Below are 16,223 nucleotides of genomic sequence, written 5' to 3' on the forward strand. Positions count from 1 at the left end.
ACCCTCCGAACCCCCACGAGAAGGCAGATCCGATGACCACCACACACACCCCCAGAAGCCAGCCAGCGGTGGCATGCAAGGACTGCCTCGCCGAAGGGATCACCACCGCCCGCCCCCTCGCGAAACGCGCCGACGGTGGCCTGCAACCCGGCCCCCGCTGCGCCACGCACCACCGCGAGAAGCGCAAGGCCGGCCGACGCCGCAACGCCGAACGCCGCGACGCCAACACCTACGGCCTCGCACCCGCCACCGACGACACCCCCAGCGAGTACGACCAGATCCTCGAATACCAAGGCGGCTGCTGCGCCATCTGCGGCCCACGCGCCCGAGGCATCACACGGCGGCTCAGCGTCGACCACGACCACAAGACCGGCGCCGTCCGCGGCCTCCTCTGCGACCAGTGCAACCGCATCGTCATCGGCCGCTACAACCCGACCCAGCTCGGCCGCGCCATCGCCTACCTCGCCCAGCCGCCCGCGCCCCGCGCCCTCGGCCGCACCGTCACCGTCCCCACGAAGGAGAACCAATGAGCACCAGACGCGCTCGCACACCCGAGAACTTCCCGAAGATGAAGCACCGCGCCCGCAAGCGCACCGGATACAGCCGCCCCCGATGGTCCGGACTCGTGGCCGGCGCGCCCCTGGTGATCACCGACGGCCCGACGGTTCGCCTGTTCGACAGCGACTGGAACCTCGTCGCGACCGCCCGCACGCACGCGGAGCGCCGCCAGCTCTGGCGCGACCTCACCAGCGGAGCCGACCGATGATCGCCAAACACCCCGGCCGCTGCATCGCCTGCGCCGACCCCATCAAGCCCGGCGACCACATCGACCTCATCGACACCGTCACCCTGAACCGCTGGCCCGACGAGATGGTCAAGACCAAGACCCGATGGCGCCACACCGCCTGCAGCCGAGGACACACCGACTTCGACCTCCGCGTCTACGACGAGGCCGTCCTCGACGACCCCGCCGACCACGGCACCCTCTGCCCCGAATGCTTCACCTACCACCGAGGAGAGTGCGCCTAATGTCCGCCGCAGCCGACGACATGACCCTCACCAACGCCGAACGCGACAAGCTCCGAACCGAACTCGACGCCCTCATCGAATGGATCGCCTACGCCCTCGACGACACCGTCACCCGGCAGACCGTCCACCCCACCGGCCCGAAGACCCGCCGCGCCAAACGAGGCAGCACCGAAGAAGACACCCCGCTGCCGTTCCACCCGCCCGCCGCCGAAATCGCCTGGGAACTCGCGAACACCCTCAACGCGTGGATCACGCACATCACGACCGCGCGCACCCTCACGCACCCCGGGCGCCTCGGCATCATCCCCGCCGCCAAGTACCTCCGCACGAACCGGTACCTCAACGGCCTCGCCCTCACCCCCGAAGGGCCACAAGGCTTCGACGAAATCTGCCACGCCATCCACCGCGCCGCCCGCGCCGTCGACCGCCCACCCATGCCCAGCTACGCCGGCCCCTGCCCCATCTGCAAGGCCGACCTCTGGGCCCGCCCCGACGAGACCAAGCTCGTCTGCCGCGCCTGCGACGACGTCGTCACCACCCGCACCGACAACGACGAACGCATCGCCTCCGAACTCGCCGACCGCCTGTTCACCGCAACCGAACTCGTCCGCATCGTCGAGGCACGCCTCGGCCAACGCATCACCAGCAAGACGATCCACAACCTCGCCCGGCACCGCATCACCGACCGAGGACGCTCCCGCGAAGGCGACAAGCTCTACCGCTGCGGCGACGTCCTCGACGCCCTGATCGCCCAACAGGACCACCCGAAACCACGACGCGCCCAACATGCTTGACATGCACTGAGACAGCCACGTGATAGGCTCGCGCCGTCGGCGTGAGGTGGGATGGACCACGCCAACGAAACCCCGGGACGCGAACACAGCGCCCGGGGTTTCGTCGCACCAGGACGTCACCGCGCGAAACTGACGCGCCAAAGCACCCAACCCCAAGGGGCCACACGCACCCGGACGGGCACTAGGCAGCTGCGCCCCCAGGACACCGGCGACATCCCACCTCGCCCGACACGGAGACACCATGAAGTCCACGACCGCACGCGGACTCGGCTGGACCCACCAACAGAACCGCCGCAACCTCCTCGCCAAGCACATCGACGGCACACCATGCTGGTGGTGCAACCGCCCCATGTACCGCGAGCCCGCCCAGAACTTCGACAGCGCAGGACTCGAAGCCGACCACAGCGTCGCCCGCGCCCACGGCGGACACCACGCCGACCGAATGCTGCACCGCCAATGCAACCGCGAACGCGGAGACGGCACCCGCGACGACCAGCGCCCAGCCATCACAGGCACCGACCAGACCACACACCAACCCCCCGAAGCCAGCGCACTCGCCCCCCGCCACATGCCCTGGCCCTGGTGACCCACCCCACCCCGCCCCGAAAAATCGGACACCCCCCTCAAGCCTGACTGCTCCGGTAGTCAGGGATTTTTTTGAGGGGAGACCAGCGCGGGAGTGCGGATTTCGGCCGCTACCTGCGGGTTTCGCCCCGCGAACGGCACATTTCGGGGCGGATTGTCCCAGGAGGTACACCGTGCTGATCGTCGACAGTTTCGGCCCCGGTGGCACCACCCTGTGGGCGGAGCTGCACCGCGACGACGACCCCGCCGACGTGGCTGTCCTTGTGCAGGAAGCGTGCCGGGTCGCCGACCGGCTCGACTGGCTGAACGCCGCGATCGCCAGCGACGGGGTGTTCCACCTCGTCGAGCGGCGCGACGACGTCGTCGAGCTCCGCGTCGACAACGCGTTGCAGGAGGCGCGGCAGCAGGCCGGCGCTCTGCAGCGGCTCCTCGCCGATATCGCGAAGCGCCGCACCGTCGAAGCTGAGGAACCCGAGGATGATCCCCTCGACGATCTCTGATTTCGACGTCGACGCGGCGTTCGAGGAGATCATCGCCGCGGAGTGGCCGCGGCTCGAGGGTCGGCAGACCCCGAACTCGCTCGTGTTCACGCCCGGGATCACCGGGCTGGGCGCGAAGGCGTGCGAGCTCGGCCGCCGGTCCGCCTCGCGGATCAACCCGATGCCGTTCCAGGCCTGGTCGCTTGACCAGATCATGGCGAAGGACGGCGACGGGAAGTGGACGCACCCCGAGTGCTGCCTGATCATCCCGCGGCAGAACGGGAAGTCGCTCGCGCTGATGCTGCGGGTGCTGTACGGCCTGTTCAAGCTCGGCGAGCGAATCGTGTTCTCGGCGCACCAGTGGGAGACCGCGAAGGCGCTCTGGAAACGCACCTGGTCGGTGGTCAAGACGACGCCATGGATGCGCAAGCACGTCGAGTCGCACACCTGCTCGCAGGGGCGCGGCACGATCGTCCTCGCCAGCGGCGCGGAGGTCGTGTTCACCACGCGATCGGCGAACGCCGGCCGCGGCCTGGACCGTGTCGACCTGGTCATCTACGACGAGGCGTACGACCTGACCGAAGCGGACATGGCGGCGCTGTCGCCCACCAAGATGGCCGCGGACGACCCGCAGACGATCTACACCTCGTCGGCGGTGAATCAGGACCAGCACCCGAACGGGCACGTGCTCGCCGCCGTCCGGCGCCGCGGGCTCGCCTGCGAAGAGGGGCTGTTCTTCGCGGAGTGGATGGCCCCGGAGGAGCTCGACCGCGCCGATCACGACACGTGGCGGTGGGCGAACCCCGCGTTCGGGGTGATCCAGACCGTGAAGAAGCTCGCCGCCGAGTACGTCGCGATGAGCACGGCGGCTGGCCGGAAGTCGTTCGACGTCGAGTACCTCGGCCGGGGCGACTGGCCGATCGACGCGGAGTACGCGCCGCCGGTCATCGACATGGAGCGGTTCGCCGCCCTGACGAACCCGGCACCCGAGCTCGTGGGGAGCGCGGTGGTCGCGCTCGCCCCGGGCCCGGACCACCGGCACGGGAAGACCGCGAAGGGCTCGGACCGGCGCCGCTGGGCGATCGTCGCGGCGCAGCACACCGCCGACGCGCGTGTGCACGGCGAAGTCGGTTCGTTCGCCGCGATGAACCACGACGAGGTGGTGCGGTACGTGTCCGCGGTCGTCTCGGACTGGGATCCGGCGGCTGTCGTGCTCGACGCCCGCCTCGGCGCGGTGCTCGCGCCGAAGCTGCGGGCCGCCGGCATCGAACCGGAGCTGCTGAACACCGCGGCCGTCGCGCAATCGGCGGACGCGCTGCTCGACGACATCGAGTCGGGCGCGTTCTCGCACTCCGGGCAGGACGTGCTCGCCGCGGCGGCCGCTGCGGCGCAGATCCGGACGCTCCCGCAGGGCGATTTCGTGTTCCAGACGCTCAACGACACCGTGCCGGTCGTCGCGATCGCTCTTGCGCACCAAGGGGTGCTGCGGTTCGCGTCGAAGCCGGCCGAGAAGCCTGCGGCCCCGTCGTCGGGGTTGTCGACGGGGCCGCTTTCCAGCTCTCAGGAGCTGGATGTCATGACCGCTGCGTTCTGAAAATCATTGGGAGGTGAGATATTTGGCCGATAAGGTGAAGCCCGCGAAGCCCGCGTTCCGTGAGAAGGGCGCCGTCGTCGCCGGTCAGGTGAACATGTTCTCCCAATGGGAGATGTTCGAGCAGGTCCCCGACTTGCAGTGGCCCGCGAGCGTGAAGATGTACACCCGCATGGAGCGCGAAGACTCGCGGGTGTCGTCTCTGCTGGCCGCGATCACCCTCCCGATCCGCCGCACGCAGTGGCGCATCGAGCAGGGCGCCGCCTCTCCCGAGGTGACCGCCCACGTCGCGCAGAATCTGGGCCTGCCGATCGTCGGAGCGGGCGACGAACCGCTGTCGACGCGCCGCCGAGGCCGGTTCTCGTGGCCGCAGCACCTCATGTGGGCGCTGTCGGTGCTGCAGTACGGGCACAGCGTGTTCGAGCAGGTCTACCGCACCGACACGGACGGCATGATCTGGCTCAAGACGCTCGCACCGCGCCCCCAGCGCACCATCTCGCAGTGGAACGTCGCCGAGGACGGCGGCCTGGTGTCGATTCAGCAGTGGGCGCCCGCCGCCGGGCAGCCGATGAGCTTCACGAAGGACGCCGGCAGCCCCTCCGAGATCCCCGTCGGCCGCCTGGTGGTCTACACCCGCGACATGGAGCCCGGGTTCTGGGTCGGGAAGTCGCTCCTGCGGCCCTCGTACAAGCACTGGCTCCTCAAGGACGAGCTGCTGCGCATCCAGGCCACCACGGCACGCCGCAACGGCATGGGCGTGCCCATCGCGACCGGCGCGCCGGGCTCGACGGACGCCGACATCGAGAAGCTCGCGAAGATGGCGCAGGGCTACCGCGGCGGCGAGCACGCGGGTGGCGCCCTGCCGAACGGTGCGGACCTGAAACTGCTGGGCGTGCAGGGCAACATGCCCGATCTCGGGCAGGCGATCAGCTACCACGACCAGATGATCGCGATCGCGGGGCTCGCGCACTTCCTGAACCTGTCCCAGGGCGGTTCGTACGCCCTCGCCAGCGTTCAGGCGGACATGTTCGTGCAGGCCGTGCAGACCTTCGCGGAATCCATCGCCGATGTCTTCAATCAGCACGTCATCGAGGACCTCGTCGACGTGAACTGGGGCGTCGACGAGCCCGCGCCGCGGCTGGTGTTCGACGCGATCGGCTCGCAGCAGGACGCCACCGCCGCCGCGCTGCAGGTGCTCGTGCAGGCCGGGATCCTCACGCCCGATGTGCTGATCGAGCAGACCATGCGGCAGCGGATGAACCTCCCGAGCTCGCCGGCCGCGGCCGCGCTGGGCGGGCAGGTCCTGCCGTCGGGGCCCGAGGACGATGACGGCACGGTGAACCTGTCCCGCGGCCGGAAGATCCACGCGCAGAAGCGCAAGCCCGCCGAACAGGGAGCGCTCTGGTGACCGTGCCCGCCATGCCGAAGCTGTCGAACGTCCCCGGCGTCGAGCTCGCCCGCACCGGTCAGTGGTCCGCGTCGACGGGCGTCTCGACCCTCACCCGCGACGACCTCGTGAACGCGGTGGCCGCCATGGACTGCCCCGCGGTGCGCGACCCGGTCATCAAGCTCGGCCACACCGACCCCCGCTTCGACGGCGAGCCCGCGTTCGGGCGGATCAAGAACCTCGCGGTGCGCAATGCGTGCTCGCTGGTCGGTGACCTCGCCGGGATGCCCGGCTGGCTCGGCCCGATCCTCGCGTCGGCGTACCCGTCGCGGTCGATCGAGGGCGAATGGAACCACAAATGCGCTGTCGGACACGTGCATCCGTTCGTCATCACCGGTCTGGCGTTGCTCGGCATCACCGAGCCCGCGATCGGATCGCTCGCCCCGCTCGACGACATCGCCGCGATGTGGTCGAGCGACTACCAGCCCGCCATGCCTGGCGGCATCGAGATGAAGGGAGCCGGCATGGCCTCGAAGACCATCGCCGCGGCCGCGACCGTCGAGGACATCCGGCGCGCGTACTACGACCGCGAGCAGAACTACGCCCTCTGGATCGAGGAGATCCAGCTCGCGCCGCTGCAGCTGATCGTCGTCAACGACGACGACGGGACCCGCGCACGGATCGCGGTGACCGTCGACCCCGAGCAGGACGGCGACGCGGCGATCACGTTCGGCGACCCCGTCCCGGTGGTCGTCCGCTACGACGACGTCGCCGCCCCGGCGGACGACGAAGGCGGCCAGACCCTGGCCGCCTCGAAGCTTCGGTTCGCGTCGCGGACTGAATCCCGGCCCGCAGCGCGGGCCACGACAGAAGGAGAAACCATGGCGAAGCGAATTGCTGCCGCCGAGGCTTCCGGCGACGCGACCAGCGGCGGCGGGGGTCTGACCGACGACCAGAAGGCGAAGCTCCGCGAGATCCTCGGCCTCACGGAGGACGCCGACGACGCGACGTTCGCCGCCGCGCTCGAGGCCCTCGTCTCCAAGGCGAAGGCCGACACCGGCGACAAGCCCGCGGAGGAGGAGAAGCCCGCGGAGGAGGAGAAGCCCGCCGCCCCGGCACCGCCCGAGGAGGACAAGAACAAGGTCGCCGCCGCGGCCGCCGGCACGGCGCCGAAGACGGTCACCGTCGACGCCGAGCAGTGGGACCAGGTCCAGCAGTTCATGGCGTCCGCCCGCAAGCGCGACGAGGCCGAGCAGGCCAAGCGCGCCGACGACATGGTCGACGCCGCGTTCTCGCTCGGCAAGATCGGCCGCAACTCGGTCGCCGCCTACAAGGTGCTCGCCCGCAAGGATTTCGAGGGCACCAAGAGCGCCCTCGACACCCTCGCCGCATCGTCGGCGTTCCCCGTCGGCGAGATCGGCCATTCGGCCGCCGTCGCCGACTCCACCGATGACGTCCGCTCGGACGCCAAGTTCAAGAACTGGGAGGTCTGACCATGCCCGGAATCGTGCAGGTCACGCAGGGCGGGCCGAAGTCGTTCAAGCCCGCCGCCACGAAGAAGGTCTTCGGTGGTCAGCTCGTCGAGCTGACCGACGCCGGCCGCATCCAGCCCGCCGCCGCGGCGAGCGTCCGCACCGTCGGCGTCGCGCTGACCGACGGCATCGCGCCCGAGGACGTCAACACCGACGTCACCCTCGACGGGATGTCGCGGCCGGTGCTCACCGCCGTGCCGGTGCCGACCGTCGTCGCCGTCGCCTACGGCGGGACCGAGGTCAACGTCACCGCCGCGGCGGCCGTCAAGCCCGGCGAGCGCGTCAAGGCCGCGGCGAACGGTCAGGTGACCGTGGCCGCGGCGGGCGACCCCGCCGACCAGATCGTCGGTGTGTGCACCGACCCGAACGGGATCGCGGCCGGCAAGACCGGCCTCGTCCGCATCAACTGAGGAAGGAGTTCCGAAAATGGCTGTACAGACGATTACTTCGGTCAGCGACGGCGGGCGGCTCACGGTCTCCGACCTGGTCAAGAACCCCCTGTTCATCCCGACGAAGCTGCTCGAGATGATCGACGGGATGTTCGCCGCGGAGAAGGTGTTCCGCAACGCGGGCGCCAACCCGTCCGGCGTCGTGGTCTACCGCGAGGGCGACCCCCTGTTCCTCGAGCAGGACATCCAGGATGTCGCCGAGTTCGGCGAGATCCCCGTCGGTAACGCGCTGCTTGGCACGCCGCGCGTCGCGTTCGCCGTGAAGAAGGCTCTCGGCGTCCGCGTCTCGAAGGAGATGATCGACGAGAACAACATCGACGCCGTCAACCGGCAGATGACCGCGCTCCGCAACACCATGGTCCGCGGCAACGACCGCGCGTTCCGTGCGCTCGCGCAGGATCCGTCGATTCCGTCGACCGCCGTCGCGGCCGCGTGGGACGGCACCGGCAAGCCCCGCGGCGACGTCATGCGCGCCATCGAGGCGATCGCGGCGGCCGAGCCCGACAACCTGCCCGACTCGCAGGACGATTCGTCGCTCGGGTTCGAGGCGAACACGCTGGTGATGCATCCGTCGATGTTCATCGCGCTCGCGGAGAACACGAACTACGTCGAGGTGTACAACGGCAACGTCGCGGGTGAGAACCCGATGCTCACCGGCGCTCTGCCTGCGAACATCTTCGGGCTCAACGTCGTCACGACGCGCACGTGGCCCCTCGACCGGGTCCTCGTGTGCGAGCAGGGCACCCTCGGGTTCTACAGCGACACGCGTGCGCTGCAGTTCACCGCCCTGTACCCCGAGGGCGGCGGCCCGAACGGCGGCCCGCGTGAGACGTGGCGCTCGGACGCGTCGCAGAAGCGCGCGATGGGCATCGACCAGCCGAAGGCCGGTATGTGGCTGACGGGCCTTACGTCGTGACCTCGTTCCAGCTGCTGACGCACGCGAACCGGAACGAGAACGGTCGCGTCGTCCGGTATGCCCCGGGCGACGTGATCGACGTCGACGGTGACGCCGAGGTCGATCGGCTCGTGCGTGCGGGTGCGATCTCGCTCGACGTCCCACAGCGCGCCGACGAGGAGCTCGAGGACGGCCCCGAGGCACCCCAGGAGGGCGCCGAGGGGGACGACGCCGAGGACTCCGAGGAGGAGCCCGAGGACGGCGACGAGCCCGCCCGGCCCCGCAAGGCCGGACCCCGGGACGCCTGGATCGAGTACGCCGTCGCAACGGGCATGGATCGTGAGCGCGCCGAGACGCTCACCAAGCCCGAGCTGATCGCCGAGGTCGGCGAGTAGCGATGGCGGCATTCGCCACCGTCGACGAGCTGGCCGCCGCCTGGCGGCCGCTCACGACCGCGGAGCGCGTCGCGGCCGAGTCGCATCTCGACTCGGTCGCGGCGCTCATCCGTGCCCAATTCAGCACCCGCCTGGGCCTCGACGACGTCCCCGAGGACCGCCTCGCCGCCGCGAAGGCCGTGTCGATCGAGATCGTCAAGACCGCCATCGCGACCGGAATGTGGCCCGGCCACACGCAGTACGGGCGCACCCTCGGCGCACGGTCGAAGTCCGGCACCCTCGCCGTCCCCGGCGGCACCCTCGCTCTCACCGAGTGGCAACAGCAGCTCCTCGGGCTGCCCGTGAACCCCGCCCCGCAGTGGAACTTCCCCGAAGGCGACTACTGATGCTGGGCACCGAGACCGTCACGTTCACCCGAACGGGAGGCGTCGACGACGACGGGTACCCGCTGCCCGCGACCACGTGGGAAGTCGACGACTGCGACATCCAGTCCGGCAGCGGAACCGAGACGCTCGGCACCGACCGCAGCGCAGCCGCGCAGCAGGTGTCGGTGTTCGTGCCCGCCCCGGCGCCGGCCATCGAGCACGGGGACACCCTCGCGTTCCGCGGCCTGTCCGGGTGGCGCATCGTCGGCGACCCCGTCGAGTGGATCGACGAGGACCCCGAACTGTCCGGCTGGTCCCTGATCGTCACGCGCGGGGAGGGCTGACCGGTGACCGTCCGCATCCAGATCGACCCGATGCCCGCGATCCGCGAGTGGCTCCGCGGGCAGATGCCCGGCCCGTGGATCCGCGACAGCCTCCCCACGAACTGGAACCCCACCACCGGCCCGGCCGGCCTCATCATCTCCGACGACGGCGGCCCCGCCGAGTACCCGGTGCGCACGAAGCACACCGTGCGGATCACCGCGTGGGGCAACGACAAGCCGACGGTGCGCGCCCTCGCCGCCGAAGCGGCCGGGCGGCTCGTCGCTGGCCGCCCGCCCGGCATCGTGCACACGTCCAAGTCCGCGGGCGCCGTCCTCGACGCCCGCGACCCCGGCACCGGCGCGCACCTCGCGTCCGTGCTCATCACCTCGCAAGCCCGGATGAAGGACCTGCCCTGATGGCCGATCCGAAGTTCAAGCTTGACCGCGCGGGCGGCGCGGAGGTCCTCAAGGAGCTCGCCGCCGCGCACGTCAACGAGCTCGCGCGCCAGATCGCCGCCGCGGCAGGCGCAGACGCCGAGGTCGAAACGTACTCCACGGACCGCGCCGCGGCCTCCGTGGGAGTACCCGCTCACCGGCAGGCGACCGACGGCGTTCTCAGCCGCGCGGCCGCGGCGGCGGGCGTCGAGGTCCGGCTCAAGTAGCCCGACCTCCCTGTTGTTGTTCCGGCTCCAACCCGTCCGGGTGGCGCCATCACATTCCCCTTGAAGGAGGGAAATCCCATGGCAGAAGTCAATGCCGACGCCACTCTGATCCCCGACAAGGCCGAGGTGTGGCTGCAGCTCGCCACGGCCGGCACGAACCTCGACCCCGCGAAGATCCCCGAGACGGTCGACGCCGATCTCGAGGCGCTCGGGTGGGAGTTCTCGGGCCTGATCGACGAGAAGAAGGGCATCCCCCTGAACCCGTCGATCGAGGTCAAGGAGTACAACGCGTTCGGTCACCCCCGGTTCCGCGTCAAGCTCAAGAACGGCAAGCTCGAGTCCGGGTTCACCGTCCTCGAGACCAACGCCGTCACGAAGAAGATCGTGCTGCCCGGGTCGGCCGCGAACAAGATCGGCGCTCCCCGGAACGTGCAGATTTTCGTGCTGTACCGGTTCCTCGACGAGGACGCTGCTGAGGGCTCCCGCTGCTGGGTGTCCCTGACCAAGGCCCCGGTCGAGACGAAGAGCCACGGCGGCATCATCGAGGGCGAGCTGTCGTTCGCGGAGATGGTGGTGCACCACACCACGGACGCGGCCGGCGACGTGTTCGAGGTCGTCGACGCCTCGGCGGACGACGTCGAGAAGACGTTCACCATCGACGCGGCCGTCACCGAGTACACCGTGACGGCCGGCGCCGACACCACCGCGGCGATCACCACGAAGACCGCGTCGGCGCTGCAGTCCGCGCTCCGCGCGCTCGCGTCGGTCCAGGCGCTCCCCACCCCGGGCGTGTCCGTGACCGGCACCACCGGCGGGCCGCTGGTCGCGACGTTCACCGCGCCGATCACCCCGGTCACGGCGACCGGCACAGGCGGCACCGTCACCGTCGCCTGACCCCAGATCGTCGGTCCCGCGCCGTATGTTCCTCCCTCGGCGCGGCGCGGGACCGGCTCCCAACATCAACACCCTGCCGAGGGAAATGCCAAGGGAGGCAATACATCATGACCACCACCGCTACGCCCCGGCCCCGCAAGCGCGCTGTCCCCGCGACGGCACCGAAGCCGCAGGACCGCAAGACGAAGGCCGAGGCCGCCCGCGAAGCCGACGCCACCGACGGGTTCGTGACCGTCGAGCACTGCGGCGTCACGCTGCGCGTCCCCGTCCGCGGCAAGGTCCCCATGACGGCAATCGTCGCGTTCCGCAACGGCGACGAGATCGAGGGCACCCGGATCCTGCTGGGCGACAAGCAGTGGGAGGCGTTCCTCGCCGCGAAGCCGCTCGTCGACGACTTCAACGAGCTCGGCAGCAAGATCCAGGAGGCCGCGGGAAACTAATCGGCCTCTCGTACGTGCTCGACGAGCACGGCGACGACATAGAGGCTGACCTGCTGCGTTTCTACCAAGTTGACCTGCTCGACTTCTACCGCGGCACGTTGTCGGCGCGCCGACTCGGCGTGCTGGTCAACGATCTCCGGAAGCGCCCCGACTCCTCGTTCGTCCGGGCGATCAACAACGGCAAGCCGGGCTGGACGGTCGGCGATCACCTGATCGCCGACCTCTGGCAGCTGCTCCTGCAGGTGCATTCCGATCCGAACCGCCCCGGGCCCGTGCCCGACCACCCGATCCGCGCCGAGATGGAAGCCCGCCAGCGCAACGCCGAGAAGGCAGCGCGCCGCACCGAGCTCACATCGCACTTCCGGCGGCTCAAGGACAAGTACTCGAGGAGGCGCTGAGTGACGAGCATCGGATACGCGACCCTGCAGATCATCCCGTCGCTCGACGGGGTGTCAGGAGCCGTGCAGAAGCAACTCGGGTTCCTCCCGCAGATGGGGAAGACCGCGGGCAAGGCTCTGGGCGACGGGCTCGCGTCCGGCGTGGACGATGCGGCGAAGCGGGTCGAGCAGGCCACCGCCAAGATCGAGGCGGCGAACAAGAAGGTCGAGGACTCCGCGGGCAAGGTCCGCGTCGCCGAGGCTCAGCTGCAGGCGCTGCGCGACAAGGGGATCACCGACGTCGGTCGCCTCGCCGCCGCGGAGGAGAAACTCGCGGCGGCGCAGCGCAACGCCGCGACGGCGACCAAGGCGCAGGAGACCGCATCGACGGGCCTCGAGCGCGCGCAGGAGAAGCTCGCCGCCGCCCGCACCTCGGCCGCGAACGGCGCGAAGCAAGAAGCCGAGTCGACCAGTCGGTTCGGCACCGCCATCGGGCAGATGGGGGAGAAGGCCGGCGGGGCGATCGGCAACCTCAAGAACCTCGCTGTCGCGGCCGCCGGCATCGGCTCGGCGATGGAGATCGCCACCAGCGCGATGGACTTCGAGAGCGCCACCGCGAAGATGAACGCGACGCTCGGCGCGACGGGAGGACTCGCCGAGGACTACGGCAAGAGCGCGGCCACCCTGTACGGCAAGGGCTTCGGCGATTCGATGGGCGACGTCACGAAGGCCGTCGAGGCGGTCGCTACGACGATGCCGGTGATCGGGTTCGAGGGCGAGGTGTCCCTCGACAAGGCCGCGGAACGCGCGATGAACCTCGCGAAGGTCTTCGACATCGACGTCGCCGAGGCCGTGCAGTCCTCCGAGCAGCTCATCACGAACGGGCTCGCGAAGGACTCCACGCAGGCGATGGACCTGCTCACCACGGCGATGCAGCGCGTCCCGGCGGCCATGCGCGGCGAGCTCCCCGAGATCCTCGGCGAGTACGGCAAGCACTTCCAGACGTTCGGGCTGTCCGGGCAGGCCGCGATGGGCCTGATCGTCGACATGGCCCCGCAGGGCAAGATCGCGCTCGACAAGACCGGCGACGCGATCAAGGAACTGTCGATCCGCGCGACCGACGGGTCGAAGCTCACCACCGACGCGTTCCAGGCGATCAAGGTCGACGGCGACAAGATGGCGAAGGCGATCGCGTCTGGCGGCCCCGGTGCGCAGGCCGCGATGCAGGACATCGCCAAGGGGCTCCTCACCATTCAGGACCCCGCGCAGCGGGCGCAGCAGGCGATCGCCCTGTTCGGTACCCCGCTCGAGGACCTCGGCGTCGACAAGATCCCGGACTTCCTCACCGCGCTCAGCGGCGCGGGCGGGTCTATGGCCGGGTTCGAGGGCGCCACGGACGAGCTCGGCCGGACTCTCAACGACACCGCGCAGTCGAAGCTCACGGCGTTCGGCCGCGGCATCCAGACCGGCATCGTCGAGGGCCTCGGCAGCGCGATCGGGTTCATCCAGGAGAACAAGCAGCTCCTCACCGACCTCGGCATCGCGGCCGGCATCACGGGCGGCGCGCTGCTGGTCATGGCCGGGCCCGCGGTCCTCAGCTCGATAAAGACCATGATCACCTCTACTCGCCTGTGGGCGGTGGCGCAGGGCGCACTCAATCTCGTCATGTCGCTCAACCCGTTGGGCGCCGTGGTGCTCGGCCTCACGGCGCTTGTCGCGGGCATCGTCGTGGCCTACCGCAACAGCGAGACCTTCCGCAATGTGGTTGCAGGAGCGTGGAATTGGATAAAGGACGCCGCAGCGGCGGTCGTCTCCTGGTTCACCGACACCGCGTGGCCGTTCCTGCAGTCCGTGTGGGACGGCATCGGCGCCGGCATCAACGGGCTCGTCTCGGTCGCCGGCACCGCGTGGGACATGTTCACCGCGCCCGCCCGAGCGATGGCCGAGTGGTTCACCGGCACCCTGCTCCCGTGGATCGACCGCACCTGGGAGAACTTCAAGACCGGGCTCCGCGTGATCGTCACCGTGGCGCAGGAGGTCTGGGACGGGATTAAGGAGAAGTTCAGCGGCATCGCCGATTTCGTCGGCTCGCTCCCCTCCAAAATCTCGGAGAAGGCCCGCGGCATGTGGGACGGGATTAAGGAGGCGTTTAAGAACGCCATCAACTGGATCATCCGCGCGTGGAACGGGATCGAGTTCAAGATCCCCGGGTTCAAGGTCGGGCCCGTCGGGTACGACGGGTTCACCCTCGGCGTGCCGGACATCCCCGAGTTCTTCAAGGGCGGGCACACCGGGCCCGGCGCGAAGTACGACGTCGCGGGCATCGTCCACGCCGACGAGTTCGTGCTGTCGAAGCGGGCCCGTGCGACGCTCGAGGGCACGAAGCCCGGCGGCCTCGACTTCATGAACAAGACCGGCCAGTGGCCGGGCTACGCCGAGGGCGGCAAGGTTGGGTACGGGCTCCCCGTCGGCACCTCGATCAGCTACGGCCAGTCGGACAAGTTCCCCGAGTGGGTCCGCGCGCTCGAGCAGCGTTTCGGCGTGAAGGCGTCGACGTACGCCGGCCACCAGGAGAAGGACGGGCACAACAAGGGGATCGACTGGTCCGGGCCGGTCGACGCGATGCAGAAGTTCGCCGAGTTCGCGGCGAACGCTGGCCTCGAGCAGGTCATCTGGCAGAACCCGACCACCGGCCAGAAGATCGGCGTCGCCGACGGCAAGCCGGTCGGGCCCGGCACCGACCAGCCCGGCTACTACCGCGACGACTTCGCGGGGCACACCGACCACGTGCACACCCGGCAGAGCTGGTCGTGGGGCGAGCCCCCAGCGGCACCCGCCCCGGCCCCTCAGCAGCCCGCTGCGGACGCCGCCGCGCAGGCCGCAGCCGATGACACCAAGAAGCCCGCCGACGACGCGAGCAAGACCGACAGCAAGGCGGACGACGACAAGAAGACGACGCCCACCCCAGCGGCGGCCGCGAGCTCGTCGAGCAGCAGCAGCGGCGGGAGCTACCCGACATCGATCTCCGGGTGGGCCGGGTTCATCGGCGAGCACTTCGTCGGCGGCCAGATCAAGTCGCTCCTGTCGGTGTTCGGGATCCCCGACTCGCCCGGGTGGATGAAGGGCGCCACGCAGCTCCTCGGCGGCATCAAGGTGTCCGACAAGGACGGCAAGTCGGTGTTCGACGGGTCGAACCCGCTCGGCGGGCTGAACGCCGCGATCGACGGCAAGCCGGCCACCCCGGCCAAGGACGCCGACGACAAGAAGACCCCGGCGAAGACCGACGACAAGGCCACCGTCATGCCGGGCGGTGCGCTCCCGATCCCCGGGCAGCAGCCCGCCGCGCCCGCGGCTGAGCCCGCGAAGCCCGCGGCGGTCGCTCAGGCACTCGTCGCCCCGGCAGCGGACTACAACGGTGGCACCCCAGAGATCCACAACGCGGTCTACAAGGCGTTCAAGGACGCCGGGTACGCCGACGGCCAGTGGGGCGACATGGTCAGCCTCATCAACAAGGAATCCTCGTGGAACCCCGAGGCGCGCAACCCGTCCTCGGACGCGTACGGGCTCGGCCAGTTCCTCACGCAGGGGAACATCGACAAGTACCTCGGCGGGAAGAACCGCGACGTACCGGTCGACGTCCAGTCCAAGGCGATCATGCAGTACGTCAAGGACCGGTACGGCGACCCCGCCGGGGCGCTCGCGTTCCACCAGAAGAACAACTGGTACGCCGAGGGCGGCCGCGTGAAGCCGTTCCTGTACGACGCGGGCGGCCTCCTCCCGCAGGGCCTCAACCTCGTCGAGAACCGGTCCGGCGGCCCTGAGCCGGTGCTCACGCAGGACTACTGGCGCACCGCGAAGACCGCGATCGACGTCGTGTCGTCGACCGTCAAGGGGCAGGCCGGCGGGCAGACCAAGCAGATCCCGCCGGTCGTCTACAACATCCAAGCCCGGGACACCGAGGACGCATTCATCCGATCCCAGCGGCAGGAGCGCGAGCGCGCCGCCGCCAAGCTGTCGAGGTTCTGA

20 protein-coding genes are annotated in these 16,223 nt (G+C 69.8%); all 20 read left to right on the forward strand.

Annotated elements, in window-relative coordinates; translation table 11 throughout:
* Positions 1-32 precede the first annotated feature (32 nt).
* The gene (locus tag BN39_RS21745) at positions 33-530 is read left to right on the forward strand and encodes an endonuclease VII domain-containing protein (RefSeq protein WP_040769159.1); all 498 of its coding nucleotides are present in this window, start codon (positions 33-35) and stop codon (positions 528-530) included.
* Complete coding sequence (locus BN39_RS21750; RefSeq protein ID WP_019204569.1) at positions 527-766, forward strand: hypothetical protein; 240 nt, start codon at positions 527-529, stop codon at positions 764-766. Before BN39_RS21745 ends, BN39_RS21750 begins: the two co-directional genes overlap by 4 nt.
* Complete coding sequence (locus tag BN39_RS21755) at positions 763-1,029, forward strand: hypothetical protein (RefSeq protein WP_019204570.1); 267 nt, start codon at positions 763-765, stop codon at positions 1,027-1,029. The genes BN39_RS21750 and BN39_RS21755 overlap by 4 nt, the downstream gene beginning before the upstream one ends.
* Complete coding sequence (locus BN39_RS21760; RefSeq protein WP_040769160.1) at positions 1,029-1,823, forward strand: hypothetical protein; 795 nt, start codon at positions 1,029-1,031, stop codon at positions 1,821-1,823. Before BN39_RS21755 ends, BN39_RS21760 begins: the two co-directional genes overlap by 1 nt.
* Before the next feature lie 241 nt (positions 1,824-2,064).
* Positions 2,065-2,409: an HNH endonuclease gene (locus tag BN39_RS21765; protein WP_019204571.1), complete on the forward strand. Its 345-nt coding sequence runs from the start codon at positions 2,065-2,067 to the stop codon at positions 2,407-2,409.
* A gap of 172 nt (positions 2,410-2,581) precedes the next feature.
* Entirely contained in the window at positions 2,582-2,908 is a 327-nt protein-coding gene (locus BN39_RS21770; RefSeq protein WP_019204572.1) for a hypothetical protein, read from the forward strand.
* The gene (locus BN39_RS21775; protein ID WP_019204573.1) at positions 2,886-4,481 is read left to right on the forward strand and encodes a hypothetical protein; all 1,596 of its coding nucleotides are present in this window, start codon (positions 2,886-2,888) and stop codon (positions 4,479-4,481) included. Before BN39_RS21770 ends, BN39_RS21775 begins: the two co-directional genes overlap by 23 nt.
* A 22-nt stretch (positions 4,482-4,503) precedes the next feature.
* Positions 4,504-5,886: a DUF935 family protein gene (locus tag BN39_RS21780; RefSeq protein WP_237741756.1), complete on the forward strand. Its 1,383-nt coding sequence runs from the start codon at positions 4,504-4,506 to the stop codon at positions 5,884-5,886.
* Positions 5,883-7,358 carry a phage protease gene (locus BN39_RS21785; protein WP_019204575.1) on the forward strand — a complete coding sequence of 492 codons (1,476 nt, stop codon included), beginning with the start codon at positions 5,883-5,885 and terminating at the stop codon, positions 7,356-7,358. Before BN39_RS21780 ends, BN39_RS21785 begins: the two co-directional genes overlap by 4 nt.
* Positions 7,359-7,360: 2 nt before the next feature.
* A complete protein-coding gene (locus tag BN39_RS21790; protein WP_019204576.1) occupies positions 7,361-7,807 on the forward strand; it encodes a hypothetical protein in 447 nt (148 codons plus the stop codon).
* 16 nt (positions 7,808-7,823) lie between these two features.
* Positions 7,824-8,762, forward strand: coding sequence for a hypothetical protein (locus BN39_RS21795; RefSeq protein WP_019204577.1), 939 nt, complete (start codon positions 7,824-7,826; stop codon positions 8,760-8,762).
* Positions 8,759-9,136, forward strand: a complete 378-nt coding sequence (locus BN39_RS22525; protein ID WP_019204578.1) for a hypothetical protein — start codon at positions 8,759-8,761, stop codon at positions 9,134-9,136. The genes BN39_RS21795 and BN39_RS22525 overlap by 4 nt, the downstream gene beginning before the upstream one ends.
* Positions 9,137-9,138: 2 nt before the next feature.
* Positions 9,139-9,522: a Gp19/Gp15/Gp42 family protein gene (locus BN39_RS21805; RefSeq protein WP_019204579.1), complete on the forward strand. Its 384-nt coding sequence runs from the start codon at positions 9,139-9,141 to the stop codon at positions 9,520-9,522.
* A complete protein-coding gene (locus BN39_RS21810; RefSeq protein WP_019204580.1) occupies positions 9,522-9,845 on the forward strand; it encodes a hypothetical protein in 324 nt (107 codons plus the stop codon). Before BN39_RS21805 ends, BN39_RS21810 begins: the two co-directional genes overlap by 1 nt.
* A 3-nt stretch (positions 9,846-9,848) precedes the next feature.
* Positions 9,849-10,241, forward strand: coding sequence for a hypothetical protein (locus tag BN39_RS23320; protein WP_019204581.1), 393 nt, complete (start codon positions 9,849-9,851; stop codon positions 10,239-10,241).
* Positions 10,241-10,486 (forward strand): hypothetical protein, encoded by a 246-nt coding sequence (locus tag BN39_RS21820; protein WP_019204582.1) that lies wholly within the window; start codon positions 10,241-10,243, stop codon positions 10,484-10,486. The genes BN39_RS23320 and BN39_RS21820 overlap by 1 nt, the downstream gene beginning before the upstream one ends.
* Positions 10,487-10,564: 78 nt before the next feature.
* On the forward strand, positions 10,565-11,380 hold the full coding sequence (locus BN39_RS21825) for a hypothetical protein (RefSeq protein WP_019204583.1): 816 nt from the start codon (positions 10,565-10,567) through the stop codon (positions 11,378-11,380).
* 107 nt (positions 11,381-11,487) lie between these two features.
* A complete protein-coding gene (locus tag BN39_RS21830) occupies positions 11,488-11,820 on the forward strand; it encodes a hypothetical protein (RefSeq protein WP_019204584.1) in 333 nt (110 codons plus the stop codon).
* A 14-nt stretch (positions 11,821-11,834) separates the two neighbouring features.
* The gene (locus tag BN39_RS21835; RefSeq protein ID WP_019204585.1) at positions 11,835-12,218 is read left to right on the forward strand and encodes a hypothetical protein; all 384 of its coding nucleotides are present in this window, start codon (positions 11,835-11,837) and stop codon (positions 12,216-12,218) included.
* Positions 12,219-16,223, forward strand: coding sequence for a hypothetical protein (locus BN39_RS22530; protein WP_051159105.1), 4,005 nt, complete (start codon positions 12,219-12,221; stop codon positions 16,221-16,223). It begins immediately after the preceding gene.

Origin of the sequence: Tsukamurella sp. 1534 (assembly GCF_000312385.1) — a bacterium.
Taxonomy (GTDB): domain Bacteria; phylum Actinomycetota; class Actinomycetes; order Mycobacteriales; family Mycobacteriaceae; genus Tsukamurella.

Coding starts and splice junctions, on each gene's coding strand:
- BN39_RS21825 (WP_019204583.1), top strand. CDS start 10,565: ATGGCAGAAGTCAATGCCGACGCCACTCTGATCCCCGACAAGGCCGAG.
- BN39_RS21795 (WP_019204577.1), top strand. CDS start 7,824: ATGGCTGTACAGACGATTACTTCGGTCAGCGACGGCGGGCGGCTCACG.
- BN39_RS21745 (WP_040769159.1), top strand. CDS start 33: ATGACCACCACACACACCCCCAGAAGCCAGCCAGCGGTGGCATGCAAG.
- BN39_RS21765 (WP_019204571.1), top strand. CDS start 2,065: ATGAAGTCCACGACCGCACGCGGACTCGGCTGGACCCACCAACAGAAC.
- BN39_RS21820 (WP_019204582.1), top strand. CDS start 10,241: ATGGCCGATCCGAAGTTCAAGCTTGACCGCGCGGGCGGCGCGGAGGTC.
- BN39_RS21755 (WP_019204570.1), top strand. CDS start 763: ATGATCGCCAAACACCCCGGCCGCTGCATCGCCTGCGCCGACCCCATC.
- BN39_RS21830 (WP_019204584.1), top strand. CDS start 11,488: ATGACCACCACCGCTACGCCCCGGCCCCGCAAGCGCGCTGTCCCCGCG.
- BN39_RS21760 (WP_040769160.1), top strand. CDS start 1,029: ATGTCCGCCGCAGCCGACGACATGACCCTCACCAACGCCGAACGCGAC.
- BN39_RS21775 (WP_019204573.1), top strand. CDS start 2,886: ATGATCCCCTCGACGATCTCTGATTTCGACGTCGACGCGGCGTTCGAG.
- BN39_RS21790 (WP_019204576.1), top strand. CDS start 7,361: ATGCCCGGAATCGTGCAGGTCACGCAGGGCGGGCCGAAGTCGTTCAAG.
- BN39_RS21805 (WP_019204579.1), top strand. CDS start 9,139: ATGGCGGCATTCGCCACCGTCGACGAGCTGGCCGCCGCCTGGCGGCCG.
- BN39_RS21750 (WP_019204569.1), top strand. CDS start 527: ATGAGCACCAGACGCGCTCGCACACCCGAGAACTTCCCGAAGATGAAG.
- BN39_RS21810 (WP_019204580.1), top strand. CDS start 9,522: ATGCTGGGCACCGAGACCGTCACGTTCACCCGAACGGGAGGCGTCGAC.